23 protein-coding genes are annotated in these 26,149 nt (G+C 72.1%); 11 read left to right on the top strand and 12 right to left on the bottom strand.

The genetic code is table 11. The features are described from left to right. The 6 genes from AB0J72_RS21755 (at nucleotide 1) to AB0J72_RS21730 (ending at nucleotide 8,866) form a co-directional block, all read left to right on the top strand. Nucleotides 1–6,573 carry an RHS repeat-associated core domain-containing protein gene (locus AB0J72_RS21755; RefSeq protein ID WP_363401364.1) on the top strand — a complete coding sequence of 2,191 codons (6,573 nt, stop codon included), beginning with the start codon at nucleotides 1–3 and terminating at the stop codon, nucleotides 6,571–6,573. A gap of 14 nt (nucleotides 6,574–6,587) precedes the next feature. Next, on the top strand, nucleotides 6,588–6,776 hold the full coding sequence (locus tag AB0J72_RS21750) for a hypothetical protein (protein ID WP_363401358.1): 189 nt from the start codon (nucleotides 6,588–6,590) through the stop codon (nucleotides 6,774–6,776). A gap of 197 nt (nucleotides 6,777–6,973) precedes the next feature. Next, on the top strand, nucleotides 6,974–7,234 hold the full coding sequence (locus AB0J72_RS21745; protein ID WP_363401362.1) for a hypothetical protein: 261 nt from the start codon (nucleotides 6,974–6,976) through the stop codon (nucleotides 7,232–7,234). A 198-nt stretch (nucleotides 7,235–7,432) separates the two neighbouring features. After that, nucleotides 7,433–8,092, top strand: coding sequence for a hypothetical protein (locus tag AB0J72_RS21740; protein ID WP_363401360.1), 660 nt, complete (start codon nucleotides 7,433–7,435; stop codon nucleotides 8,090–8,092). A gap of 262 nt (nucleotides 8,093–8,354) precedes the next feature. After that, entirely contained in the window at nucleotides 8,355–8,543 is a 189-nt protein-coding gene (locus AB0J72_RS21735) for a hypothetical protein (protein WP_363401358.1), read from the top strand. A gap of 62 nt (nucleotides 8,544–8,605) precedes the next feature. Then, entirely contained in the window at nucleotides 8,606–8,866 is a 261-nt protein-coding gene (locus AB0J72_RS21730; RefSeq protein WP_363401357.1) for a hypothetical protein, read from the top strand. 19 nt (nucleotides 8,867–8,885) lie between these two features. Here AB0J72_RS21730 and AB0J72_RS21725 read toward each other — a convergent pair whose 3' ends face one another. After that, entirely contained in the window at nucleotides 8,886–10,556 is a 1,671-nt protein-coding gene (locus AB0J72_RS21725; protein ID WP_363401355.1) for a protein kinase, read from the bottom strand. Between the two features lie 104 nt (nucleotides 10,557–10,660). Between AB0J72_RS21725 and AB0J72_RS21720 the strand changes: the two genes are divergently transcribed. Next, nucleotides 10,661–11,107, top strand: a complete 447-nt coding sequence (locus AB0J72_RS21720) for a hypothetical protein (RefSeq protein ID WP_363401353.1) — start codon at nucleotides 10,661–10,663, stop codon at nucleotides 11,105–11,107. A 2-nt stretch (nucleotides 11,108–11,109) separates the two neighbouring features. On the opposite strand, the gene AB0J72_RS21715 is transcribed toward AB0J72_RS21720, so the two are convergent. Beyond that, nucleotides 11,110–11,595: a hypothetical protein gene (locus AB0J72_RS21715; RefSeq protein WP_363401351.1), complete on the bottom strand. Its 486-nt coding sequence runs from the start codon at nucleotides 11,593–11,595 to the stop codon at nucleotides 11,110–11,112. A 99-nt stretch (nucleotides 11,596–11,694) separates the two neighbouring features. Continuing rightward, nucleotides 11,695–12,978: a PQQ-binding-like beta-propeller repeat protein gene (locus AB0J72_RS21710; RefSeq protein WP_363401349.1), complete on the bottom strand. Its 1,284-nt coding sequence runs from the start codon at nucleotides 12,976–12,978 to the stop codon at nucleotides 11,695–11,697. A gap of 36 nt (nucleotides 12,979–13,014) precedes the next feature. On the opposite strand from AB0J72_RS21710, the gene AB0J72_RS21705 reads away from it, so the two are divergent. Then, nucleotides 13,015–13,731: a hypothetical protein gene (locus tag AB0J72_RS21705; protein ID WP_363401347.1), complete on the top strand. Its 717-nt coding sequence runs from the start codon at nucleotides 13,015–13,017 to the stop codon at nucleotides 13,729–13,731. Nucleotides 13,732–13,845: 114 nt separating this feature from the next. Here AB0J72_RS21705 and AB0J72_RS21700 read toward each other — a convergent pair whose 3' ends face one another. The 3 genes from AB0J72_RS21700 to AB0J72_RS21690 all read right to left on the bottom strand — a co-directional run bounded on the left by AB0J72_RS21700 (nucleotide 13,846) and on the right by AB0J72_RS21690 (nucleotide 16,365). Then, entirely contained in the window at nucleotides 13,846–15,291 is a 1,446-nt protein-coding gene (locus AB0J72_RS21700; RefSeq protein WP_363401345.1) for an oligopeptide:H+ symporter, read from the bottom strand. Between the two features lie 76 nt (nucleotides 15,292–15,367). Beyond that, nucleotides 15,368–15,856, bottom strand: a complete 489-nt coding sequence (locus AB0J72_RS21695) for a hypothetical protein (RefSeq protein ID WP_363401343.1) — start codon at nucleotides 15,854–15,856, stop codon at nucleotides 15,368–15,370. A 2-nt stretch (nucleotides 15,857–15,858) separates the two neighbouring features. After that, complete coding sequence (locus tag AB0J72_RS21690) at nucleotides 15,859–16,365, bottom strand: N-acetyltransferase (protein WP_363401341.1); 507 nt, start codon at nucleotides 16,363–16,365, stop codon at nucleotides 15,859–15,861. A gap of 107 nt (nucleotides 16,366–16,472) precedes the next feature. Here AB0J72_RS21690 and AB0J72_RS21685 point away from each other — a divergent pair, with 107 nt between their 5' ends. Next, the gene (locus tag AB0J72_RS21685) at nucleotides 16,473–17,783 is read left to right on the top strand and encodes a hypothetical protein (protein WP_363401340.1); all 1,311 of its coding nucleotides are present in this window, start codon (nucleotides 16,473–16,475) and stop codon (nucleotides 17,781–17,783) included. A 62-nt stretch (nucleotides 17,784–17,845) separates the two neighbouring features. On the opposite strand, the gene AB0J72_RS21680 is transcribed toward AB0J72_RS21685, so the two are convergent. From AB0J72_RS21680 to AB0J72_RS21670, 3 genes are all read right to left on the bottom strand, one after another. Then, the gene (locus AB0J72_RS21680; protein WP_363401338.1) at nucleotides 17,846–18,559 is read right to left on the bottom strand and encodes an ABC transporter permease; all 714 of its coding nucleotides are present in this window, start codon (nucleotides 18,557–18,559) and stop codon (nucleotides 17,846–17,848) included. A gap of 9 nt (nucleotides 18,560–18,568) precedes the next feature. Continuing rightward, nucleotides 18,569–19,153, bottom strand: coding sequence for an ATP-binding cassette domain-containing protein (locus AB0J72_RS21675; RefSeq protein WP_363401337.1), 585 nt, complete (start codon nucleotides 19,151–19,153; stop codon nucleotides 18,569–18,571). 80 nt (nucleotides 19,154–19,233) lie between these two features. Further along, entirely contained in the window at nucleotides 19,234–22,140 is a 2,907-nt protein-coding gene (locus AB0J72_RS21670) for a BTAD domain-containing putative transcriptional regulator (RefSeq protein ID WP_363401335.1), read from the bottom strand. A gap of 177 nt (nucleotides 22,141–22,317) precedes the next feature. Between AB0J72_RS21670 and AB0J72_RS21665 the strand changes: the two genes are divergently transcribed. Then, nucleotides 22,318–23,031 (top strand): hypothetical protein, encoded by a 714-nt coding sequence (locus AB0J72_RS21665; RefSeq protein WP_363401334.1) that lies wholly within the window; start codon nucleotides 22,318–22,320, stop codon nucleotides 23,029–23,031. A 7-nt stretch (nucleotides 23,032–23,038) separates the two neighbouring features. Here AB0J72_RS21665 and AB0J72_RS21660 read toward each other — a convergent pair whose 3' ends face one another. Next, nucleotides 23,039–23,497: a carboxymuconolactone decarboxylase family protein gene (locus AB0J72_RS21660; RefSeq protein ID WP_363401333.1), complete on the bottom strand. Its 459-nt coding sequence runs from the start codon at nucleotides 23,495–23,497 to the stop codon at nucleotides 23,039–23,041. A 94-nt stretch (nucleotides 23,498–23,591) separates the two neighbouring features. On the opposite strand from AB0J72_RS21660, the gene AB0J72_RS21655 reads away from it, so the two are divergent. Beyond that, nucleotides 23,592–24,428, top strand: coding sequence for a sigma-70 family RNA polymerase sigma factor (locus AB0J72_RS21655; RefSeq protein WP_363401332.1), 837 nt, complete (start codon nucleotides 23,592–23,594; stop codon nucleotides 24,426–24,428). Between the two features lie 23 nt (nucleotides 24,429–24,451). Here AB0J72_RS21655 and AB0J72_RS21650 read toward each other — a convergent pair whose 3' ends face one another. Then, on the bottom strand, nucleotides 24,452–25,432 hold the full coding sequence (locus tag AB0J72_RS21650) for a hypothetical protein (RefSeq protein WP_363401331.1): 981 nt from the start codon (nucleotides 25,430–25,432) through the stop codon (nucleotides 24,452–24,454). 143 nt (nucleotides 25,433–25,575) lie between these two features. Then, nucleotides 25,576–26,145 carry an OsmC family protein gene (locus AB0J72_RS21645; RefSeq protein WP_363401329.1) on the bottom strand — a complete coding sequence of 190 codons (570 nt, stop codon included), beginning with the start codon at nucleotides 26,143–26,145 and terminating at the stop codon, nucleotides 25,576–25,578. Between the last annotated feature and the right edge of the window lie 4 nt (nucleotides 26,146–26,149).

The raw sequence follows: 26,149 nt of genomic DNA, 5'->3' as shown, positions 1-26,149 counted from the left end.
ATGCGCACCACCATGCCCAGTTGGCGGCGGACCCTGACGGTCGTGCTTCCGCTGGTGATCGCCGCGACGATCGGTGTGGAGACACCGGGGTTCGCCGCGCCGCCGAAGAAGATCGCCAAGCCGAAGGCGGTCGCCTCCGTTCCGGGGCGGTACGTGGTGCCGTCCGGGACGACCGGCGACCCGACCGCGGACAAGAACATGCGCTCGGCCAAGGCGGTGCGCTGGCCCACCGCGGCGACCGCCGAGGTGCGGCTGCCCGTCGCATCGGACCCGGGGCCGATGGTCCAGGCCGACGCCGTGGACCTGGCGCCGGTGACCGGCATGCCGGTGAGCGTGGGCTCGACGGCGCAGAGCGGCAAGCGCACGGCCCTCGCCGGCGGGGGCGGCAGCCCGGCATCGGTGCGGGTCGAGGTCCTCGACCCGGCGGCCGGGAAGGCCGGCAAGGCCAACCGGTCCGTCGTCACCCGGATCACCCGCACCGACGGGGTGAGCTCCGGCGGCGCGGTGCGCGTCGCGCTGGACTACAGCGGGTTCCGGGACGCGGTCGGTGGTGACTGGTCCAACCGGCTGCGGCTCGTACAGCTGCCGGAGTGCGCGCTGGAGAACCCTGACGCGCCGCAGTGCCAGGCGACGGCCCTGCCGACGGTCAACGACCCGGCGACCGGCAAGCTGACCACGACGGTGTCGCTCACGTCGGTGGCGCCGGCGAAGACGGCCGCGGGCGCCTCGACGATGTCGGCGGCCGCGGCGAGCGGGTCGGCGGGCGCGGTGGTCGCGCTGGCCAGCTCACCGCAGTCCTCGACCGGCGGCGGCGACTACGCGGCGACCCCGCTGAAGGCGACCAGCAGCTGGTCCGGCGGCGGTCAGTCCGGCGACTTCACCTGGTCCTACCCGATCGAGGTCCCGACGGCGCTCGGTGGACCGTCCGCGCAGGTCGGCCTGTCCTACTCGGCGCAGTCGATGGACGGCAAGACGGCCGCGACGAACAACCAGCCGTCGTGGATCGGCGACGGGTTCGACTACGCGGCCGGTGCGGTGAGCCGCGTGTACCCCGCCTGCGTCGACGACGGCAAGACCGGCATCGGCGACCTGTGCTGGGGGACCGACAACGCCACGCTGACGCTGCCCGGCCACGCCGGCGAGCTGATCCAGGTGTCGACCAGCCCGGACGTCTGGAAGATCAAAGAAGACGACGGCAGCAAGGTCGAGCGGCTCACCGGTGCGACGAACGGGGCGCGCAACGGGGAGTACTGGAAGGTCACCACGACCGACGGCTGGGAGTACTACTTCGGCCTGAACCAGCTGCCCGGCTGGTCGAGCGGCAAGTCCACGACGCAGTCCGTGTACACGGTGCCGGTCTTCGGCAACAACGCCGGCGAGCCCTGCTACAACGCCACGTTCGCCAACGCCTCCTGCGACCAGGCATACACCTGGAACCTCGACTACGTCGTCGACCCGCACGGCAACAGCATGTCGCTGTGGTACGCGCAGCAGCTCAACCACTACGCGCGCAACGTGACCAATAGCGCCGTCTCCACGTACGTGCGGGCCGGGCACCTCGACCACATCGACTACGGCACCCGCCGCGACAGCAACGTCGACAGCATCTACTCCGTCGGCGCGGCGCCGGCCCGGGTCGAGTTCGGCCTGCAGGACCGGTGCGTCACGCAGGGCGCGACGTGCGTGAAGTCGACGCCGTCGAACTGGCCGGACGTGCCGTGGGACCAGCAGTGCGACTCCACGACGTCGTGCCCCGACGTATACACGCCGGCCTTCTTCACGCAGAAGATGCTGTCCACGATCACCACGAAGGTGTGGACCGGCACCGGCACCACCTACCGCGACGTGCGCCGCTGGACGCTGAACCACCAGTTCAAGGACCCCGGCGACGGGCACGCGAAGACCCTGTGGCTCAGCGGTATCTCCGCCGCCGGCCTGGCCGCGACGCCGAACCTCACCACCCCCGACGTCACGTTCGCCTCGGTGCAGCTCAGCAACCGGGTCGACACCGCGGTCACCAAGGACCCGATCATCCGGTTCCGCGTCTCGTCGATCACCAATGAGGCCGGCGGCGTCACCGCGGTCACGTACTCGTCGCCGGAGTGCGTCAAGAACACGAACATGCCCGCCGCGGCGGACACGAACACGAAGCGCTGCTACCCGGTCTGGTGGACGCCGTACGGCGGCACCACCGCGACCTTCGACTGGTTCCACAAGTACGTCGTCACCGGCGTGACCGCCAGCGACCCGACCGGTCTCGCGCCCGCCGAGGTCACCTCCTACTCGTACGACACGCCTGCCTGGCACTACGACGACAACGAGATCGTGACGCCGAACCACAAGTCGTGGGGCCAGTGGCGCGGCTACTCCAAGGTCCGGACGCTGCACGGTGCATCCGGCACCAACCAGGAGCAGACCGACACCATCTACTTCCGCGGCATGCACGGCGACAAGCTGAGCACCGGCACGCGGACCGTCACGATCCCGGCCGACGCGACCTTCGGCGGCGCCGCGATCAACGACGAGGACTGGCGGCGCGGCCTGACCCGTGAGGTCATCCAATACAACGGCGTCGGCGACAACGCACCGGTGGTGTCCAAGAGCCTGACGGAGCCGTGGGAGTCCGGGCCGACCGCGACCCGCACCCGCAACAGCGTGACCGTCAACGCCTACATCACCAACACGAAGTCGTCGACGACGAAGACCGCGCTCGACGGCAACCGGGGCTGGCTGACGGCGAAGTCGACCAACACGTTCGACACCGAGACCGGCCTGGCCGACCCGATCGGCCGGATCATGAAGGTCGACGAGACCAACGACGACACGTCGGCCAACGACAACCGGTGCACGATCAACACCTTCGCCACCGACCCGAACGGCAAGATCCGCACCGTCGTCGCGCAGCAGCGCAAGCTCGCGGTCTCCTGCTCGGCGACCCCGAACCTCGCGACGGACCTGATCTCCGACGTACGGACCTGGTACGACTACGCGACGTCCTTCAACTCGACGGTCACGAAGGGTGACGTCACCCGGACCGAGCGGCTCGCCGACGTCGTCGCCGGCGCCGCGACGTACATCAACAGCGCCGAGGCGACGTACGACGTCTACGGCCGGACGCTGACGTCGAAGGACGTCCTGGGCAACGTCACCACCACCGCCTACACGCCCACCACCGGGTCGCTGCCGACCAGCATGACGTCGACGGCCGCCAACGGCTGGGTCTCCACCGTGTACTCCGACCCCGCGTACGGCAACCCGACCGCCAAGGTGGACCCGAACAACCGGCGTACCGACCTGGAGTACGACGCCTTCGGCCGGCTCACCAAGGTGTGGGAGCCCGGCCGCGCCAAGGCGACGCAGACCCCCAACCTCAAGTACACCTACGTGATGGGCGGCACGACCGGCGCCACCTCCGTCGCGTCGTCGAAGCTGAACCCCGCGGGCACCGGCTACAACACCACGTACCAGGTCTTCGACAGCCAGCTGCGGCCGCGCCAGACCCAGGTGCCGGCGCCGGGCGGCGGCGTGATTCTGTCCGACACGATCTACGACTCCCGCGGCCTGACCGTCCAGACCAACAACGCCTACTTCCAGGCGGGCGTCTCGTGGGGCTCCCTGTTCGTGCCGTCCAGCCCGGTGCCCGGCCGGATGCTCGCCACGTACGACAACGCCCGGCGCCAGATCGCGTCGATCTTCCAGAAGAACGGCGTGGAGCAGTGGCGGACCACCACCGCGCACGGCGGCGACTACAGCGACGTGACCGCGCCCCCCGGCGGGGTCGGCACGACCACCTACGTCAACGCCACCGGCCAGGCCACGAAGATCATCAACTACCACTCGAACGTGCCGAGCGCCGACAAGCTCTCCACGGCCAACCGCGCGATCACCACGTACGAGTACGACAAGCGCGGCTACCCGTCGAAGATCATCGACCCCATGGGGTCGATCTGGACCTACGAGTACGACGTCCGCGGCCGGATGAAGCTGTCCAACGACCCGGACCGCGGCCAGACCACGTACACCTACGACGACGCCGACCGCCAGGTCACCGTGACCGATTCCCGGCCGGTCACCCGGACCACCGTCTACGACCAGCTGAGCCGGCCGACCGAACGCTGGCAGGGCGCCGCCGGGACCGGGACGCTGCTGGCCCGCACGACGTACGACTCGCTCGCCAAGGGTATGGCCGACACCAGCACCCGCTACGTCGGCGGCGCGACCGGCGCCCAGTACACCAGCAGCGTTCTGGGCTACGACGCCGCCGGCCGGGTGACCAGCGCCGCCGTCACGATCCCGTCGACCGAGGGCCTGCTGGCCGGCACGTACACGACGAACACCACCTACAACGCCGACGGCAGCGTCAACACGGTGCAGCTGCCGGCCATCGGCGGCACCGCGCTCGGCGCGCAGCCGGCCGAGACGCTGACCTACGGCTACGACAGCATGGGCCTGCCGACGACGCTGTCCGGCGCGAACACGTACCTCACGAACAGCGCGTACGACAGCCTCGCCCGGCTCAGTGCCACGCTGAACAACGACGGCGGGTCGAAGAACCTCGCCCAGATCTACGCCTACGAGGACGGCACCGGCCGCCTGCTCGAGCACGGCGTCTACGACAACGACACCAGCAACGTCTACCAGGACGCCTACTACGAGTACGACACCATCGGCAACGTCACGGGCATCAAGGACCTGACCAACCAGTACGGTGCCGGTCCCGACGACAACCAGTGCTTCCGCTACGACTACTTCCGCCGGCTGGTGCACGCCTGGACGCCCGCCAACGGCGCCTGCGGCACGACCGACCCGACCAACCCGACCCTCGGCGGCCCGGCACCCTACTGGCAGTCCTGGACCTACGACGAGGTCGGCAACCGCAAGACCCAGGTCGACCACGTCAGCGGCGGCACCACCACGGCCACCTCGACCATCCCGGCGCCGACCGCGGCCCACCCGCACTCGCTGAGCAAGGTCGACTACGCCGGCGTCGGCGGCGCGAAGACCAACACCTACGCCTACGACAACGCCGGCAACATGACCACGCGTGCGGTCGCGGGCAAGCCCTCCCAGACCCTCCACTGGGACGCCGAGGGCCACCTGGACTCGGTCACCGACACCAGCGGCGCCTCCGCCACCTACGTCTACGACGTCGACGGCAGCCGGCTCATCTCGCGCGACTCGACCGGCGCCACGCTGTACATCGGCTCACAGCAGCTGCACCTCTCCACCAGCAACGTCGTGTCGACCACCCGCTTCTACGGCGCGACCGCCTTCCGCACCAGTGGCGAGGGCCTGTGCTGGACGGCGTCGGACCCGCACGGCACCAGCACGCTGAGCTTCAAGGCCGCGACGCTCACGAAGACCCAACGCCGGATGACCCCGTTCGGCCAGTCCCGCGGCACCGCCGCGACCTGGCCGACGAACCTGGGCTTCGTCGGCGGCACCGACGACCCGACGGGCCTGACCCAGCTCGGCGCCCGGCCCTACGACGCCTCCATCGGCCGCTTCGTCGCCATCGACCCGATCTTCACCTCCACCGACCCGCAGACCTTCAACGGCTACTCATACGCCCACAACAGTCCGATCAACGCCGCCGATTCCAGCGGCCTGAAGGACGACTTCTACCTGTACGTCGGCACCACGGTCGAACGGTGGACCAAGGGCAACTACCGCTACACCAGGATCATCGACTGGTACGTCGGGTGCTCTTTCGACGGCTGGTGCAACATCGGTGTGTTCTACGGCGAGTTGGTGGCCTTCTTCCGCACCTACGTCCCGCCGGCTGGGGTGCCGTACGTCCCGCCCGCGGTGTACAAGGCCCAGGCCGCGATCCCTCGATGCCCCAGCATCATCACGCCACCGCCGCCGCCGAGCTGCTTCGTCCTCGACCTGAAGTGCGCCTTCAAGGACCCCGGGGCCTGGTGGCGGACCAACGGCAAGCCCCTCGCGGTCGGCGCTTCCGTCATCGGCCTCGGCACCTGCCTCTGGTCCCTTGGCCTCGGCTGCGCGCTCGCGGGCGGTGCCGCCTCGACCCTGAGCATGACGGACCGAACATACGACTTCGTCCAGAACAAGGAGTACAACGACGGCTTCTGGGCCAACGCCAAGTACGGCGGCGGCATGGCCCTGGACACCCTGGGCTTCCTTCCTGGCCTCGGCCTCGCCCGTGGCTTCGCAAGCAGTGATCGGGCCGCTTCGGCGGCGGGGCGCGGCGCCGGCGCCTCCGGGGCTTCGGAAGCTGCGTTCGTGGAAACGACCAACGCCGCCGGCGGCAAGGTCTGGCTCTCCACCATCGATGACATCAAGCAGGTGCACTTCCAGCACATCGTTGACGGCAACCGGGGTGCCAATATCCACATCCTCACCGGAGTCCACGGAAACGAACAAGGTGCATGGTGGGCCGAATACATGTTTTACTCGCAAGATGCGGCGCGATGGGGTTCTAGGCCAGGAGTCCGGCTCTATGACATGTCGGTGATGGGTGATGACGAAATCACCGCTGTCCTGCGGAAGCCGGACTTGGTCATTGGCGCGTTCTGCTTCAGTCGGAACTGCCTGACGGATCTCATGTAGCGGGAGGTGGAATCATGAGCAGCAACAGCGATCCGCCGCTGAAGGAGTACATCGGTGAGATCGAGATCGGGGACGATCCCCCCGTTCCGTTGAGCGTCTGGGCCGTCAACGCCTCGACGGCGTACCACATGGTGGTGCAGCAGTATGGAGAGGGGCACGTGATCTCGCTCTGGAACGAGGACGAGGCCAACACTGTTCGGTAGTGCGGCGCGTCGGGGCGCCGTATCCGGTCGTCGAAACCGGAATACGGCGCCTTGTCCCTCCATCTCCGCCGGACGGCGCGGTGCGGCGGCGATTCTGCGACAGCGGCATCCGAGGGGAATCTTGCAGGTGATGACGGAGCCTTCTGCCACAGTGCCGTGTGCCTTCTAGATTTATGTGGCCCGGACGGGAGAGGGACATGAGCATCGAAGAACCCAGTTTCCGGCCCGGTAGCCGTCCTCAGCGTTACGTCCCTGGTCCCCAGCGTCGTCATGTCGGTGCCGAAGAACCGGCGACGCGGGAGTACATCGGCTGGATCAACCTCGGCGACGGGAATCGGATCTCGCTGAGCGTCTTGGCCGCAGATGTCGACGAGGCATACGAGCGCGTGGTGGAGCAGCACGGAGAAGGGCACGAGCTGTCCATCTGGAACGAGGAAGAAGCGCACACCATGCGGTAGGTTGGCATCCGGACCGGAGCTGGGTGTTTGAGAAGTGGGTCTGTTTGTCGTCAGGCGCAACCGCTTGCGTCGATGCCGCCAAGGTAAGCCGGACGTCCCAGCTGCGGCGATGCTCATCGGGTCTGACCGACGTGCAGGTCTTGACCGTATGACCGACCTCATCGCCGGTTATTGCACCCAACGCCGTATCTTGCCGCGGTGACCTACTTCGCGGACCTGACGCACGCGTACTCGCTCTTCGACCACGACACCGTCAGATACGAATGGGGCACGCTGGACTACCGGCCGCGGTACGAGCGGCTCAGCGTCGGCTGGTTGGATGGCTCGCAGCCGTTCGACACGGGCCCGGTCCCGGACGGGTTCGCCGATGCGTTGCTCGACATCGTCGGCAACCCGGCCGTCAACGAGACGCGCGGCCTGCACGGCTGTGAGTTCTGCCCGTCGGACACGAGTCTCATCGCCGATCCGCGGTCGGACGGCGAGTCCTGGCTTGCGTTCCGCGAGATCAGGGTGCCGGCCCGGCCGGGCGTGATGTTCGCGGCGCCGGCGCTGATCTGGCATTACGTCTCCGCTCATGCTTACCGGCCGCCCGCGGAGTTCGTCGAGGCGGTGCAGCGTTATGACGCCGGCTGGGCCACCGAGCCGAGCCCCTGGATCCCGCCCGACGGGGAGCGCGCGGTCTGGGGCCGCACCGCCAGGAACGTCATGCTTCGGTGTGTGAGGTGCGGCCAGAAGTTCGAGTTGCACTACACGCCGGACGAGCCTGGTCGCAGGGCGTTATCGCTGGCCACCCAGCAGCTCAGGGAACAGTGCCCCGACCACGCCAAGGAATGGGAATTCTGGGACAAGATCCGATGATGCATCGGCGTGCCCGCGTGACCGCCGATGCCGCCGACGTGGCCAGATGCTCCGGCCGCGGCGGTACCCCTCGGACCTGACCGACGAACACTGGGCGCTGGTCGGGTCGCTGCTTCCCGCGCCCAAGCACGGTCCGGGGTGCCGGTGAGCCACAGGGAGTCGGTGCCGGTGTCTCGTTCGCGGCACGGGTGTCGCCGGGCGCGAGGGAGACATGCGACAGTGCACACCCGCCTGCCGGTTGTCGGTGGGGCCGGGTGGAATCATGAGCAGCAACAGCGATCCGCCGCTGAAGGAGTACATCGGTGAGATCGAGATCGGGGACGATCCCCCCGTTCCGTTGAGCGTCTGGGCCGTCAACGCCTCGACGGCGTACCACATGGTGGTGCAGCAGTATGGAGAGGGGCACGTGATCTCGCTCTGGAACGAGGACGAGGCCAACACTGTTCGGTAGTGCGGCGCGTCGGGGCGCCGTATCCGGTCGTCGAATTTATGTGGCCCGGACGGGAGAGGGACATGAGCGTCGAAGAACCCAGTTTCCGGCCCGGTAGCCGTCCTCAGCGTTACGTCCCTGGTCCCCAGCGTCGTCATGGCGGTGCCGAAGAACCGGCGACGCGGGAGTACATCGGCTGGATCAACCTCGGCGACGGGAATCGGATCCCGCTGAGCGTCTTCGCCGCAGATGTCGACGAGGCATACGAGCGCGTGGTGGAGCAGCACGGAGAAGGGTACGAGCTGTCCATCTGGAACGAGGATGAAGCGCACACCACGCGGTAGGTCCGGCCCAGCGGCAGGCCTACGCGGTGGGGGTGGTGGCGCAGGCCCAGTCCTGCTGGCCGGGTGGGGAGTAGGCGGAGACGCCGGCGGCGCCGGAGGCGCGGACCTTGAAGCACATGTATGTGCCGGGGGTGAGGCCGTCCCAGGTCAGTGACGTCGAGTTGGCGCCGGTGGTGCGGGACCTGGAGCCGTCGATGACGGTGAAGCCGGTCTCGTCGGTGGAGTTGTCCGTCCACTGGAGACGGATGGCGGTGGGGCTCACGGGGGTGGCGGTCAGGTTGGACGGGGCGGCGGGGCCCTGACCGGCGAGGCTGGTGGCGCAGACCCAGTCCTGCTGGCCGGCCGGGTGGTAGGCGGACGGGCCCGCGGCGTTGAAGGCGCGCACCTTGAAGCACATGTACGTGTCCGGGGCCAGGCCGTCCCAGTCGAGGGTGGTCGCGTTGGCGGCGGTGTCGCGGGACTTGGCGCCGTTGAGGACGCTGAAGCCGGTCTCGTTGCTGGAGGCGTCCGTCCAGCGGAGGCGGATCGTGGTGGTGCTGATGGGGGTCGCGGTCAGCTTCGACGGCACCGCGGGCGCTCCGGCGACCTCGGCCCTGCTGGGCGGTGGCGACGGTGGGGTGGGGACCGCCGCCGACGGGCCGCGGGTGGCGGGGACGGACGCGGCGGGGGAGCCGGGGGCCCCGGTGAGGCCTGCGGCGCCGGCGGCCGGGCCGGGCTCGGTGGTGCCGGCGGCGTGAGCGGGTGTCTGGGGGTCGCCGCCGGGCAGCAGCGCGACGGTAGCGGCGGCCGCGGCCAGCAGCAGCACCACACCGGCGGCGGCCAGGATGACCCGCCGGCGGCCGCGGGCGGGTGCGGCGGTCAGGGGGCGGGTCGGCTCCGCGGTCAGCGCCTCCCGAGCGGCGGCGGCGAAGGCGGAGCCCGAAGGCCACCGGTCCGCGGGATTCTTGGCCATCGCCCGCGCGACCACCGAGCGGACCGCCGGAGCTAAGGAAGCAGGCAAGGGTGGCGGCTCGTCGTGGGCGTGGCGGAGCGCGATCTGCAGCATGCTCTCGCCGGTGAAGGGCAGTTCGCCCGCGAGGCAGCGGTACGCGACGACGCCCAGCGAATAGATGTCCGACTGGGCGGTCGCCGGCTCGCCGGCCGCGCGTTCCGGCGCGATGTACGACGCGGTGCCCAGCAGCAGCCCCATCGACGTCTCGTGGGTGCTGGTGGACGAGCGGGCGATGCCGAAGTCGGTGAGCACGGTGCTGCCGTCGGGGCGGATCAGCAGGTTCGCGGGCTTCACGTCGCGGTGCGTCACGTCCTTCTCGTGCGCCGCGTGCAGCGCGAGCGCGGCCTCGGCGACCAGCCGCATCGTGGTCTCGGCGGACAGGCGCGGCGAGCGGTCCAGGGTGCGGGCCAGGGACTCGCCCTCGATGTACTTCATGACCAGGTACACGCCGGCGGTGGGGTCGTCGCCGAAGTCGTACACGTCGACGACGCCGGGGTGGCTGATCGTGGCCATGGTGCGCGCCTCGGCCCGGAACCGCTCGATGAACGACGGGTCGCCGGCGGGTGCGCGTAGCAGCTTGACCGCGACGGTGCGCCCGAGCACGCGGTCGTGCCCCTGCCACACGTCGCCCATGCCGCCGGAGGCGATGTGCTGCCCGATCTCGTAGCGCCCCGCCAGTACCGTGCCCGAACGTGTCATCCGGCTCACCCACCCCTCCGTACGCAGGCGATCGTAGTGGCTGTGTGCGTTGACACATCGCCAGGGATCTTTCCGGGCGGGGGTGCGCGGCGCATGATCAGCGCATGGCGTTACAGGCCCGGGCGAGGCGAATCGCCGCTGCGTTGGTCATCCTGCCCCTGCTGCTCGGCTGCGGCTGCTGCGAGGGGGCCGGGGTCGCTGCCGACTCGGTCTTCGGCGGGAGCCGCAAGCCGTTCACCGAGCAGGACGTGATCGGCGACTGGTCCAGCGACTGCGACGGCACGATCAGCATCCGCGCCGACGGCACGGCCACCGTCAAGGGCCTGCCGACCAGCGAGGACACCAACGACGTGCGGACCTACGCCGACGGCGAGTTCACCTGGAAGATCGCCGCCGCGGACAAGAACCACGATCAGGAGGTCCAGTTCGCCAGCAAGGGCAGCGTGGAGTTCAGCGCCCACGCGGAGCGGACCTGGGGCGACTTCGAGGACCTCGAGTACTACCTGACCCGGCCGAGCGACCCGATCTACTGCGTGCTGAGCAAGCAGTAGCGTCAGGCGGGCTGGTCGCCGGGCACGTCGGTGATGAAGCCGACCTGCGGCGGCGCCTGGTCGCGGCACACGGCGGGCGAGACAGGTACGGACGCCGTGCCGCCCGCCAGCCCGACGCGGAACGTGCCGGGAGCGCCGGTGCAGGACGTCGCGGTGTACGTGATGCGGGTGCTGTCCGGTGTCCACGCGGGTGCGGTCCCGGTGCGGTCGCTCACCTGGTGCTTGCCCGCACCGTTGACGCGCATCACCCAGACGGTGTTGTTGTGCACGTACGCGATGCGCTTGCCGTCGGGGGAGAGGCGCGGCTCGGCGTTGACCTCGTCCTCGGTGAGGCGCACCTCGTGGCCGCCGGTGCTGGCGTAGACCACGCCGGCGCGGGCGTAGACGTCGGTCCCGGCGGCGGCCGCGTGCGCGGGGGAGGACGCGAGAAGGCTGCCCAGCCCGGCAGCGGCGGCGAGTCCGACGAGCGTGATCGTGGTGCGGTTCATCCGTGGCCTCCTGTGGTGCGTCGCTTCCCGGTGACGCAGTGACCATCGGCGCAACCGCGCTGCACCTGAACGGTTCCCGCCCGAAAACCGGTGTGACGGTCAGGGCGTCACACGGAACATCTCCAGCGCCAGGCGGTTCGAGCCCGAGCCGCGGGTGGTGGCGACCCAGTCGTCGCCGAGCCCGGCGAGCCAGCTGCCGAACCGGCCGCGGTCCTCGCCGGAGCGCGCCGCGTACACCCGCACGAACGGCTTGTCGCCGGTCGCGCCCTGCACGGCGACGAGCCCCGCGGTGAGCGCGCAGTCCCAGCTCGCCGACAGCCCCGACAGGCCGCTGTCCGGCGCCTTCCAGCGCACCGCTCCGGTCTGGAAGTCCAGCAGCCGGAAGCCGCCCTCGTCGGCGGTGTCGCGCACCAGCAGCGTCGTGCCGTCGCTCTCCAGCGGCACGCCCCGCTCGTCGGAGCGCCAGACGGTGCGGCCGGTCGCGAGGTCGTACACCTGGACCGCGTCGCCGGAGGTCGCGGCCGCGATCCTCGTGCCGGCGCCGATGAGGACCGCCCCCGCGTGGCGGTCGCCGAACGCCCGCTGACACTCGCCGCCGCGTTCGTGGCCGCTGTAGACGGCGCCGGAGGTCGTCTTTTTCCCGGTGTCGCCACTGTACGAGGTGACGGCGACCGTGCAGTTCGAATCGCCGGCGGGCGGGTCGTGGTCCGTGGTGACGATCAGGTCCCCTGCGGCGAGCGCGAACCAGCCCCGCTCCCGCGGTACAGACGCCGCCGACGCCACACCGGTCGCCGGGTCGAGCAGGGTCAGGCCGCCCTGGGGTGCCCCGGTCAGCAGCAGCCGCGGACCCGCCTTCGGTGCGAACGGCCCCCGCCGCCCGATCGTGTCGGCGCCCACGTTGCCGGTCGCCTTCGGCAGCCGCCACAGCTCCCGCCCGTCGCGCATGCCGAGCGCCACCAGCGTGCACACCACCCCACCGGCCGGGCAGTCTCCACTGTAGACAGCGTCGGCGTAGACGACGGGCCGCCACAGCGACGGCGGCGTGCCCCAGACCGGGGTCCCGGTCGCGGCGTCGAGCACGAACACGCGATGGGTCAGCGCCGCCGCGTCCGCCTCCTGGAGGACGACCCGGTCGCCCGCGACGACGGCCACGTGGGCGGCCTTGTCCCGGCGCCACAGCTCTCGCCCGGTCTGCCTGTCCAGCCCGAGCAGCGTCTGGTCGCCGATGACGACTGCGACGTCCCCGACGACCGCCACGTCCTGCGCCCCGGTCTCGACCTGCACCGTCCACAACGGACGCGGCCCGGGGTCGGGCGTCTCGCCGTGGCCGCAGGCAGCCGTCGCCAGGATGATGCCGATCGTGCCCGCGACAGCCCACCGCATGCACCTCACCGTAGTCCCTGGCGCGACAATTGCCACATGACCGGCGACGACCTGGTGCGGGCGGGCGGGGTGTTCGAGGACGACGCCCTCATCGCCCGCGTGAACGGTGCGCTGCGGGGCATGTGGTCGCGGCTCGACGCGGTGCCCCGCGACGACCCGTTCTGGTCGCGGACCAACCACCGGACCACGTGGTTCAAGGTGCACGACCACGCCCGCGCGTGCCTCGACCGCGACCCGTCGGACGCGGAGGCCCGGCTCGCGCTGGTCGGGTTCGCGATGCGGGCCGGCACGTTCGACGGCCTCGACCTGCTCGCCGACGACGCCATGGCGCGCGACGGCGCGGTGCACGACCTGATCGCGGTCACCGAGTGGGTGTGGCTGGAGGTTGGCGTCGACCCCGGCCCGACGCTGGAGCGGGCGCTGCTGATGGTCGGCGGACCGGCGCTGCGGCGGCTGTCGGCGTCCGGCATGCGCGCGGCGGCGGCCGGTCTCGCGTTCCTCGGCGGGGCGTCGTTCGCCGAGTCGATCGGGCGCGATCGGTGGCAGCTGCTGCTGTACGCGCTGGTGGACCCGTCGTTCGACGAGCGGGCGCGGGAGTGCCTGCGCGACGATGCGTCCGCCGTCGGCGAGCTGATGGACGCGGCGCGGTGGTGGGCGACCTACCGCGACACCGACGTCACCGGACGCCTTCGGGAACTGCTCGTGAACGCGGCGCCGACAGCAGGTACCGGCGGACCTCCGTCGCCACGATGACGGCGCCGGCGCCGGGCCCGCCGGTCGCCGGGCCGAGCATGACCGCCACCGCCAGCCGCGCAGCGACGTTCATCGAGACCTCCCGTCAAGGGGTCCGGCCGCGCCGTGGCGAGGTCAGTGGACGCCGGACAGCAGGCGGCGGATCGTGGGGATGAGGGCGGCGAGGACGGCGGCGAAGAGCAGGGCGGTGCCGCCGAGCGTGCCGAAGTACCAGGTCTCGCGCGCCTCGTCGTAGTAGCGGGCGAGCACCCCGGACATGGCGGTGCCGAGCGCCACGGACAGGAAGAACAGCGCGACGGTCTGGGTGCGGAACGCCACCGGCGCGACCTTCGTCGCCAGGGACAGCCCGACCGGCGACAGCAGCAGCTCAGCGATCGTGAACACCAGCAGGATCCCGGCGAGGGCGAGCAGCGGCGCGCTGTTGGGCCCGCCGCCGGCGAGCGGCAGGAACAGCAGGAACGCCAGCCCCATCACGGCGGTGCCGGCGGCGAACTTGGCGGGGGTCGACGGCTGCCGGTCGCCGAGCCGCGTCCAGAGGGCCGCGAACGCGCCGGACAGCACGATGATGAACACCGGGTTGATCGCCTGGACCCACGAGACGGGCATCTCCCAGCCGAGGATGGTGCGGTCCAGCCGCCGGTCGGAGTAGATCGTCACGACGGTGAACTGCTGCTGGTAGAGCGACCAGAACACCGCGCTGGCCAGGAACATCGGGATGAACCCGAGCATGCGGCGGCGCTCGACGGCGGTGACGGCGCGGCTGGTGAGGATGACGGCGAAGTAGGTGGCCGCGGCGACGGCGCTGACGACCACGACGGCCGTCGCGAGCCGGTCCGCCGGCAGCAGCCCGCTGACCACGACCGCCCCGATCGCGGCCGCCCCCGCGACGGCGACCGCGGCGACGAGCCATCGCCGCGAGGCGGGCAGCGGGTTGGGCACCTCGCGGGCGGCGCCCTTCAGGTCGCGCCGTCCCAAGGTGTACTGGATGAGCCCCACCGCCATGCCCGCGGCCGCCAGCCCGAAGCCGTAGTGGAAGCCCACGTTCTCCTGCAGCAGCCCCGTCAGCAGCGGCCCGGCCAGCGCGCCGAGGTTGACGCCCAGGTAGAACAGCGAGAACCCGGCGTCCCGGCGCGGGTCGTCCGCGGCGTACAGCGACCCCACCAGCGACGTCGCGTTTGCCTTCACCCCACCCGAGCCGACCGCGATCAGGACCAGGCCCACGCTCACCCCGGCCAGCCCCGGGATCAGGGCGAGGGCGAGGTGCCCGGCCATGACCAGCACGGCGCTGCCGAACAGGACCCGTTCCGGCCCGAACAACCGGTCCGACGCCCACCCGCCGAGGATGGTGGACAGGTAGACGGCGCCGCCGTACGCGCCGACGATGCCGGCGGCGGTAGCCCGGTCGATGCCGAGCCCGCCGTCGGCCGCCGAGTAGTACAGGTAGATGAGCAGGATGCCCTGCATGCCGTAGAACGAGAACCGCTCCCACAGCTCGACCCCGAACAGGTTCGCGAGCACCCGCGGCTGCCCGAAGAACGTGCGCTCCCTGGTTCCCCCCACCGTCATACCGCGTACGCCTACCCGCACCCACCCCGTCCAACCACCCCTGGCGAGGAAATATCGACGTCTGTGAAAGCTAGTCGCGCAGCGGTGGCGATTCCAGGAGCGTGAGGACGGCCGTGCCGATGCCGGCGGGAGTCGCGTCGCCGCCGATGGTGAGGTCGTACGTCCAACCGTCGCCGGGCGCGTCGACCGGGCGGGGCTCCCATCCGCCACCGCCGAGGTCGGGCAGCCAACGCCGGAGGTGCACCGCGTCGGCCGTGACGTGGACGCTGACGTACCGGGCCGCCCGCTGCCACGAGCGCCACGAACGGTAGCGGCGCGGGGAACTGGCCAGGTGCGGCGCCGTCACCTCCCGCATCGTCGGCCACGACGCCGGCCACGGGATCTCGCGCGATCTGGCGAGGGCGACCCCGATGGCGTCGCCGAGCGCCTCGGCGGTGACGTCCGGGTACCCGTCGAGCACGTCGACGTGGCGCTCCGAGATGCCCGCACGGCCCGAACGGTGCACGGTCTGCAGCAGCAGCCTGCCGTCGATCTCGTACACGGCCGCGGCACCCCGCACGGTCAGACCCCGAACGGCGCGGCGTACGCGATCGTGCCGGAGGGGACCTCGACACCGTCCCGCAGCGCCATCGCCATCAGCGCCTCGTCGGGCACGTCGAACGGCGCCCTGATGCCGAACTGCGAGGCCCGGCCGAACCCGAACCGCGGGTAGTAGTCGGCGTGCCCGAGGACGACCACGGTCTGCTCGCCCATGGCCCGCGCCGCGTCGAGCGCCGCCCGGATCGCCGCGGACCCGGCGCCCTGCCGCTGCACCCGCGGCAGGACCGAGCACGGCGCGAGCGCGAGCGCCGGCTCCCCGCCGATGTGGCACCGGGTCAGCAGCGCATACCCGACCGCCTCACCGTCCTCCCCGGCCGCGACGACGGACAGCCCGTCGATCCACGCCGGGTCCGCCCGCAGCGCGTCGACGAGGTCGGCCTCCTCCGCCGTCGGGAACGCGGCCAGGTTGATCGCCCGCACGGCCGGCCCGTCCGCCGCGGTCTCGACCCTGGTCACCCACCTCGTCACGCCCGCCATCCTATCGACGCCCGCTGTGCCGAGACCGGCGGATACTCAGACGTCGTTGAGTACCGCGACGGATGGTCTCTGCTGTTCGAGCCGTGATGCTGGTCGGTATGGGGAAGCGGCACGCGCTCGTGGCCGGGCAGCTCGCCGGGGTGTGGATGCTGGGCTCGGTCGGGCTGCCCGCCGCGGTCGGGGTCGCGGTCGCCGCCGCGTTCGCCCACAGCCCGGCAGGTCTCATCGGGGGCGGCATCGTGGTCGCCGGTGTCTTCCTGCTCGTGCTGTGGCTGATCGTGAAGGCGACCGCGGCGGCGTCGGTGCTCGGCGGGACGACCGGGCGGCAGGTGTGGTGGGTGCTGCTCGTGCTGGGGTTCGGTGTGGCGCTGTGGGGGTTCGGGTGGGCGCTGACCGACGAGGCCGGGCTCGGCGTGAGCCGCGACGGTGCGCTCACCCAGCTGTGCAGCGGCATTCCGTTCGCCCTGGTCGCCGGGGTACTGCTGCGCGGCTGGCCGGCCCGGCTGACCGCGGCCGGGACCCTGGTGGCGCTCGTCGGGGCCGGGCTCGTCGCCCTGGCCCGGTCGTCGCCGGCCCTTCCGCCCGCCGTTGAGCTGCCCCACGATCCGCCGTACGTCGTCAGCATCCCCGGCTACCGTCCCACCGACCCCTCGTTCGGCGGGGTCGTCGGCACCCGGACGTTCACGCCCACCGACCCGGCGGCGATCCCGCAGCCGCGCTGGATCACCGTCCTCGCCTACGCCCGGCAGTACGCGGTGACCGACCCGGCCCCGTGCGGCGAGACGGCGTACGACTCGAGCCTCCGGAGCGCCGAGTGCACCGCCGAGCCGGACGGCTGGGTCTACCGTCGCGGCGTCGCGGAGCACGGCTACCAGGTCACCTCCGGCCAGTCGCTCGTCGTGGTGGCCGGTCCGCTCGTCGTGGACCGCCAGGTGCTGCGGGCCGCCGCCGCGACGGTCCACCCGGCGTCCCCGGCGGAGCTGACCGCGCTCAGTTTCGAGGGCGAGGAGGGCATCTTCTTCGCGTCGTCGCCCGGCTTCATCCCACGCAAGCAGGGCATCCCGCCCGGCCTCCGGCTCGAACCCGCCGACCCCGCCGCCTCACCGCAGAGCGTCGTGATCGACGTCTTCGCCGACCTGTCGGAGAACACCTGCGGCGTGGCCACCTGCACCGCGGAGCCCGGCGGCCTGCTGTACCGCCGCACCGACGACACGCACGGCTACGTGATCGCGCGCGGCCACGTCTACGTGTACGCCATGGGCGGCCTCAGGGTCGACAAGGCGCTGCTGCGCCAGACCGTCCTCGACGCACGCCCCGCGACCGAGGACGAGCTCCGCCGCTCCCTGCCCCCACCACCCCCACCTTCCAGGAACGCCATGTCCCGCCTCCGCGACTGGCTCCGCGGCTGACCCCGTCATCGGGAAGCCGATCGGGCGGCGCGGTCCGACCGCTGTCGTCACGCTGTCGCCGCTCACGGACGCCGGTGCCGGGTCCGCCACTGGTGCACGGCGAGGACCACGGCGGCCTCGACGGTCCAGGCGGCGAGGACCATGGCGGCGTCGCGAGCGTCGGTGTGCTGGTCGACGGTGCTCCGCGCGACCTCGCCGAGCCAGTACGTCGGCAGCGCCTTCGCCACGTCGACCAGCCAGCCCGGGAACAGTGCGAGGGGCACGAGCAGCCCGCCGAGCAGCGCGCCGACGGTGAGCGCCCCACCGGCGACCGCGGGCTGGTCACGGGCCGCGACGAGCTGGCCGAGCACCAGCCCCAGCAGGGCGAACGGCAGCGTCGCCAGCCAGATCCCGGCGACGATCCGGGTCCACGCGCCCGCGGCCAGGTCGACCTGGTCGACGAACCGGGCGAGCAGGCACACCATTGCGATCGGCGTGGCCGACACCAGCATCGCGGTGAGCGCCTTCGCGGTCAGGTACGCGCCCGGGGTCAGCGGCGTGAGGCTGAGCTGCCGCTGCCAGCCGCCGGCGCGCTCCAGCGCGATCCGCGCGATCGGCAGGGTCGCGGCGATGTACGCCCCGAGCGCGGCCAGGGTCGGCACCAGGTAGGCGTCGCCGTCGAACGGCATGACCAGCCGGTAGCCGAGGAACAGCACCGCCGGTAGCGCGACCGCCAGCAGCAGGTAGCGGCGGCAGCGCAGGGCCCGCCGGGTCTCCAGCGCGAGATATCCGAGCATGCGGTCCCCCTACGCGATCGCGGCGGCCGGCAGCGCGACGACCTGGTCGAAGACGGCATCGGGCAGGGACCGGGCGGTGACCAGGACGGCCGTGCCGCGCCGGCCGAGGACGCGCAGCGACTCGTGGAAGCCCCGGAACGCGGGCGGCTCGTCGAGCACCACGACGTCGGGGCAGCCGGCGAGCGCCAGCGCGTACCGGACCTGCCGCCGCTCGCCGGGGGACAGCGTCCCGCAGCGGCGCCCGGCGAGGGCCCGCACGCCGGCGAGGTCCAGCGCCTCGGTGACCGGCCGCGCCGAGCGGTGCAGCGAGGCGATCATCGCGGCCGTCTCGTGCACGCTGCAGTCGTCGAGCAGGGTGCCGTGCTGGAGCATCGCGCCGACCCGCCCGGCGCGGACCGCGTCGCGCGGCGGCCGGTCGTGGATGCTCACCTCGCCGGCGTCCGGGCCGGTCAGGCCGAGGACGATCTCGACCAGCGCGGACTTGCCGGCGCCGGGCGGGCCGAGCACCGCGACCAGCGCGCCGGGTGGCACCGACAGGTCGACCCCGGCGATGACGTGCCGCTTGACGAGCCCGCTGATCCGGATGGCGTACACGGCGATCTCCCTCGCATCGAACCGTCCAACCTCGACGATCCGATGCTGCGGGCGCCGCTTATCGGGGCGGCATCGCGCGCTTATCCCGCGTCGAGCTCCGCCAGCCGGGACCGCACCTGCGCCTCCAGCCGGGGTGGCCGGACGGCCTGGAGCAGCTCCAGCGCCGCCCGCAGCTCGGCCGCGGCCAGCCCGGGGTCGCCGGCCGCCGTCGCCAGCTCGGCGCGGGCCACCAGCACCCGCGCCTCCACGATGCGGTCGCCGGCCTCCCGCGCCAGCCGGAGCGCCTCCCGCAGCGCCACGCCGGCGCCGGTGAGGTCGCCCATCCGGACGGCCGCCGTGCCGGTGCCGTGCAGCGCGTACGCCTCGCCGACCCCGTCGCCGAGCTCCCGCACGACGGTGAGGGTCTGCGCGAAGACGTACGCCGCGGCCTGCGGCTCCCCGGCCTGCAGGTGCAGCTGGCCGAGCCGGTACAGCACCTGCGCCTCGACCCGGCGGCTGCCGGCGCGGCGGGTGTCGTCGAGGGCCTCCGGCAGGATGGCCCGGGCCGCCTCGATGTCGCCGAGCTCGAGCTTGATGTGGGCGAGGCCGTGCAGCACGTACGCGGCGGCCGCCGGATCCCCGATCCGGCGGAACGTGTCGAGGGCCCGCATGTAGCGGTCGGTGGCCTCGTCCTGCCGGCCGAAGACCCGGTCGATGAAGGCGATGTGGCCGTCGACCAGCGCCACCCCCTGGTCGTGGCCGATCTGGTCGAACAGCGCCCGGGCCGTGTCGAAGGCCGCCAGGGCGTCGTCGAAGCGCTGCTCGAACATGAGCAGCGAGCCGATCGAGTACCGCATCGCCGCCTGCCCCCGCACGTCGCCGGCCGCGGTGGCCGCTTCCAGGGCGACCCGGTGCGTCTCGCGCCAGTCGCCGAGGTAGTTGCGGGACTCGAACAGGGTGACGGCGGTCATCGCCAGCCCCCAGCCGTGCTCGACGCGACCGGCCCGGGCCGCGTGCCGGACCGCCGCGACGATCACCGGCCGTTCGCGTTCGAACCATTCCAGCGGCGGGCTGGTCCGCACCGGCAGCGGAAGCAGCGACGCGGGCGAGCGCAGCCGCAGGAAGTCGCCGCCGTACATGGCGATGTGCGCCTCACCGGCGAGGAACAGCAGCGCGCCCAGGTAACGCTCCAGCGCCCCGGTCTCGTCGTCGTCCGGGGTGAGCCGCTCGCGGGCGAAGACCCGGATGAGGTCGTGCAGCCGGTACTGCGTGGCCTCCCCGCGGCTCGACCCGCCGGTCTCGACCAGCTGCGCGTCGGCGAGCTCGTCGAGGAGGTCCTGCGCGTCCGGCAGCGGCATGTCGAGCAGCGCCGCCGCGGTCCACCCGGAGAAGTGCGGGACGTCCGGGACCGTCAGCAGCCGCAGCAGCCGCTGGGCGTCGCGGCCGAGGTGGTCGTACGTGAGGGCGATGCTGGCCCGCACGCCCATCCCGCTGTGCGCGAGCTCGTCGAGGCGGCGGGTCTCGACCGCGAGCCGGCGCAGCAGCTGGTCGACGCTCCAATGTGGACGGGCGGCGAGCCGGGCGCCGGCGATCCGCAGCGCCAGCGGCAGGTGCCCGCACAGCTCGGCGAGCTCCGCCGTCGAGTCCGACTCGGCCTCGATCCGGTCGGCGCCGACGACCCGGGACAGCAGCTGCACGGAGTGGGCGGCGTCGAACACGTCGATGTCCACGTGCACCGCGCCCGGCAGCCCGGCGAGCCGCCCGCGGCTGGTGACCATCACCGCCGACCGCGACGAGCCCGGCACCAGCGGGCGGACCTGGCTCTCGCTGCTGGCGTTGTCGAGCACGACGAGCATCCGCCGGTTGGACAGCAGCGCGCGGTAGCGCTCCGCGCACTCGTCCAGCGTCGTCGGGATCTGCGTGCCGGGCACGCCCAGCGCCCGCAGGAACCGTTCGAGCACCTGCATCGCGCTGACCTGCTCGCTGTGCCGGCCGTGCAGGTCGGCGAAGAGCTGGCCGTCGGGGTAGCGGGCGGCGAGCCGGTGCGCGGCGTGCACCGCGAGGGTGGTCTTGCCGACGCCGGGCTTGCCGGGCATCACCACGACCGGCACCGCGAAGCGGGACGCGTCCTGCGCGGCGAGGGTCAGCTGCCGCTCGATCGCGTCGAGCTGGGTGCGGCGGCCGGTGAAGTCGGCGATGTCCGTCGGCAGCAGGTGCGGCGCCGCCGGTGCCGGCGCGACCGCCGCCCGCTCCGGCAGGGCCAGCCGCGGGTCGTCGGTCAGGATCGCGTGCTCGAGCCGGCGCAGCTCCTCCCCGGGCTCCAGGCCCAGCTCGTCGGCGAAGTACCGCCGGGCCGCCCGATATGCCTCGAGGGCCTCCGGAGCGCGGCCCGACCGGTACAGCGCCAGCATCAGCTGCCCGCGCAGCTTCGTGCGCAGCGGCTGCTCCGCGACCTGGCTCGCCAGCTCGTCGACCAGCTCCCGGTGCCGGCCGAGGCCGAGCTCCAGCTCCACGCACTCCTCGACCGCGGTGAACCTGCGCTCGGTGAGCCGCGCCGCGGCGGACTGGATGAGCCGGCTGTCGATGCCGTCGGACGCGGGGCCGCGCCACAGCGCCGCCGCCGCCCGGTAGCCCGCGACGGCCTCTGTGGCGCGGTTCACGGACTGCGCCTGCCGCGCCAGGCGTAGCTCCTCCTCGAACCGCCACAGGTCCAGCTCGCCGTCGCCGATGCGCAGCCGGTACCCCTGTGCCTGCGTCACGATCGCGTCAGGGTCACCGTGCGTAGCGAACAGGCGCCGCAGCGCTGACACGCAGATCTGCACCTGCACCCGCGCCGTCGACGGCGGCTCCTCGCCGTAGAGCGTCTCGACGAGCCGCTCGAGCCGCACGGCCTTGTCGGCGTCCAGCAGCAGCGCGGCCAGCACCGTGCGCTGCCGCTGGCTGCCGAGGTCGAGGCGCTCCCCGTCGGCGGCCAGGACCTCGAGCGCGCCGAGCGCGAGATACCGCATGCACACTCCCCGATGATCGGGTCAACGGTACCGGAGGAGGCGGCGACCGTCGGTAGCCGCGGGTGCTGACTTCCGGCGGCTTCTCGGGTACTGTCCGCGTGGCATTCTGCACCCGCCCCCCGCTCGCGGCCGGTTCGCGGCCGGAGTGCGGAATCGCCATCGAGGAGGGCAGGGACCATGACGCAGCACGGGATGCGACCGTACGACGATCGGCTCGCGAACGGTCACGCGCAGCTGAACAACACCGCGGAGCAGCAGGCGCCCCGCCCCGACATGAACACCATCAACGCACAGCACCAGGCGCTGCAGGTGCTGACGATGGCGCAGCGCACCGCCGAGGAGCACCTCGACGGCGCGAAGCGCGAGGCGGAGCAGATCCGCGCCGGCGCCCACGCCGAGGCCGGGCAGATCGTGCAGAAGGCCCAGGCGCGCGCCGACGCGCTGCGCGCCGAGGCCGAGAAGATCATCGCCGACGCGCGGGCGCAGGCCGACAGCATCGCCCAGTCGGCGGAGCAGTTCGCCGCCGAGACGGAGCAGAACGCCTCCGACGTCCTGGCCGAGGCGCAGGACCGTGCGGACAAGATCATCCAGCAGGCCCGCGCCAGCGCCCACGAGATCAAGCAGCGCGCCGAGCAGATCTACGAGGACGTGGTCGGTGGCCTGACCTCGAAGCGGCAGGCCCTGCAGCAGCAGATCGAGGCCCTGGAGCGCTTCGACCACGAGTACCGGTCGCGCCTCACCTCGTTCATGCAGCAGCAGATGCGCGCCCTGTGGGTCAGCCAGCCGCAGGTCGAGGCCGACATCGAGGACGCCGAGGCGGTCGCCGGCGAGCTGGTCGCCGGGCCCCGGCACGAGCAGCAGCCCGAGCCGGAGCCGTCCCGCGACGTGTGACCCGCCGTTACTCCCAACGGGTGCCCGCGGGCACCCGAAGGGTGGTGTTGATGCGGTTGAAGAAGTTCGTGACCGCGACCATCAGCACGAGCGCGCCCAGCTGCCGCTCGTCGTAGTGCTTCGCGGCCTCGGCCCAGATCTCGTCGGTGACCGCGCCCGGCCGGTCGGCGAGCCGGGTCGCGGCCTCGGTGAGCGCGAGCGCGGCCCGTTCGGCGTCGTCGAACGCCGGGTGCTCGTACCAGGCGGCGACGGCGAGCAGCTTGTCGGTGCTGACGCCGGCCTTGGCGCCGCTCACACCCCCGGCGTCCACGCAGGCGCTGCAGCCGTTGATCTGGCTCGCCCGCAGGTGCACCAGTTCGAGCGTCTGCCGCGGTACGCCTCCCGCGTACACCTGCTTGTACAGGTGCTGGATCGCGGTGGTGATGTCGGGCTGGGTCGTGGTGTTCTGGATTCGTGGTGTCGTCATGCCATTGCGACGTCCGCCGCGGCCGGAAGGTAACGCGTTACCTTCCCGGTCCCGTGGACGTCGTGATGGTGACACCGCATCAAGGGGGAACGCCGTGACCGACGAGTTCGATGTCCACCGGCCGTATCTGCACGCCGTCGCGTACCGCATCCTCGGCAGCCACGCCGACGCGGACGACGCCGTGCAGGAGGCGTGGCTGCGGCTGGCCCGGACCGGACCCGAAGGCATCGACGACCTGCGCGGCTGGCTCACCACGGTCACCTCGCGGATCTGCCTGGACACGTTGCGGGTCCGTGGCCGGCGCGGCGAGGAGCCGCTGGAGCTGCTCGTCGGCTCCCTCTCCGACGACGCCGACCCTGAGCGTGAGGCGATGCTCGCCGAGTCGGTGGGTCTCGCGCTGTACGTCGTGATGGACGCGCTCACGCCGGCGGAGCGGGTGTCGTTCGTGCTGCACGACGTGTTCGACGTGCCGTTCGACGCGATCGCCGGCGTCCTCGGGCGCAGCACCGCCGCCACGAAGATGCTCGCCAGCCGCGCCCGGTCCCGCGTGCGCCTCGGCCGCCCCTCAACCGGCGACCAGGCCGGCGACCAGGCCGCCGCCCGGCAGGTCATCGACGCGTTCCTCGCCGCCGCCGGGCGGGGCGACGTCGCGGCGCTCCTGACCGTCCTCGCCCCCGACATCGAGCTGCACGCGGCCGGCACCCTCATCCGCGGCGCCACCGCCGTCGCCACCCAGGCCACGACGTTCGCCCGCCCCGACGCCGTGGTCCATCCCGCGCTCATCGACGGCGTCCCCGGCGTCCTCGTCACGGTCGGCGGCCGGCCGGTGACGGTCATGGCCTTCACCGTCACCGGCGGCGTCGTCACCAGGATCTCGACGCTGACCGACCCGGCCCGGCTCGCCCAGATCGTGCCTTCCTGGGTCGCCTGACCGCCCGCGCTTTTGTCCGTCGTTCATCCGTCGAACGGGTCCCAGTGGGCGGCGTACCGCAGCAGGGAGCGGGCCAGGTCGGGGTGCGCCGCCGCCCAGCGGGTGTCGAAGACGAACCACTGGTCGAAGCCGAAGAAACTGTCGATGTGCCGGGCGACCTGCGCGATGTGTGGCGCCAGGCCGACCCGCGTCCCGGCGAGCGGCTCGGCCGGCAGGTCCTTGAGCACCCGCTGGTGGATCAGGTCGTGCTCCGCCACGGTGTCGATCCCGGCCGGCTCTGGGTCGTAGCCGCCGAGCCGCGCGAACCGCTCCATCGCCGGCCCCATGTCGCCGTCCTGCGGCCCGACGAGGGCGCGCAGCAGCCGCGCGTCGTGCGGCCAGCCCAGCGCCTCCGGATCGGCGGCGTCGCGGAGGTACCCGGCGAGCTCCGGTAGCGTCAGCCCGGGGAACGCCACCGCGCCCGCCAGGTCCAGGTTCGTTCCGGTGCCGGGGTGCTGCCAGCAGACGCGGACCGAGTAGACACAGTCCGGTCCGGCACCCGCGGGCCGTACGGTCTGGACCGGCACGTCGTGGTCGAAGACCGCGTCCGACGTTCCCGCGGGCAGCGGCCACTCGTCCCACAGCAGGAACGCGACCCGGTCCGGCGCCGCGGCCACGTCCTCGATGAAGTAGTAGGCCAGGTCGACCTCGTCGTCGTCGGTGCGCACCCGCAACGTGTGCTCGTCGAGCCGGATGAAGGTGCCGTCGTCGTCGCCTTCGACCCAGAGGTGCTCGTCGAGCAGCCCGCGGAGCTCGTCGACGGTCTCGGGGCGGGGCAGGTCTTGCGCCTTCTCGAAGATGGACTCGAGCCCGTAGACCCCGCCGTCGAGCTCGCCGCCGACCCAGTCGTCCGGGTCCTCCTGGTCCCAGCCGCGCCGGAACCACTCCAGCACCGTCGCGTCCGCGACCCTGATCACCCGCTTGCTGAGCGGCGACTCGTCCCGCCACCGGCGCACGAAGTACACGCCGCAGAGCTTATGTCCTTACCGGCGTCAGGACGGGCCTGCCCAGTGGCGGGGCGTCGCGTCCGGGACCAACGGTGATGCGCACATGTGGGGGGTTCCTGTCGGTGTGGGGCCTCTGTGGCTGAGTGGACGCGTTGGCCGGTTCAAACGGTTGCGACCTCGATCGTGACGGGGACCACGTTGGTGAGGACGTCGAGGACGGCCGAGCGGGCCCGGGCGTGCTCGACCAGGTCGCGCAGCTGGTCGGCGGGGGCGTCGCCCGTGACGGTGAAGCGGACGGTGATCTGGCCGAAGCCGTTGCGGACGGCCGGGTCGAGGCCGAGGACGCCGTTGAGGTCGAGGTCGCCGGTGACGGTCGAGCGGACCTCGGTGAGGCGGATGCCGCGGGCCGCGGCGGCGGTCGCCAGGCCGGCGGTGAGGCAGGACGCGAGCGCGTGCAGGACAAGCTCCGGTCCGGTCGGTCCGTTGTCGCGGCCGGCGAGGACGGCCGGGTGGTCGGCGTCGAACTGGAACGTGCGCTCGTGCGTGCGCTCCTCGCCGCCGCCGGAGTAGTCGTGGATCGTGCCGCGGTTGTGGGTGCCGCTGATCCACTCGTTGTGGGCGCGGAACTGGAACGCGGCCGCGGCCGGGTCGCCCCGGACCGCGTCGGCGGTGGCGGAGAGGGCGGCGACGTCCACGCCGTTGCGGCTGGAGTCGTCGCGCGTCGCGGTCATGCCG

The organism is Dactylosporangium sp. NPDC049742, assembly GCF_040674675.1.
In the GTDB taxonomy this organism is placed as follows: Bacteria; Actinomycetota; Actinomycetes; order Mycobacteriales; family Micromonosporaceae; genus Dactylosporangium; species Dactylosporangium maewongense.
The sequence above is the reverse complement of the archived record's forward strand: the minus strand, read 5'-3'. Positions and strand labels throughout refer to the sequence as shown.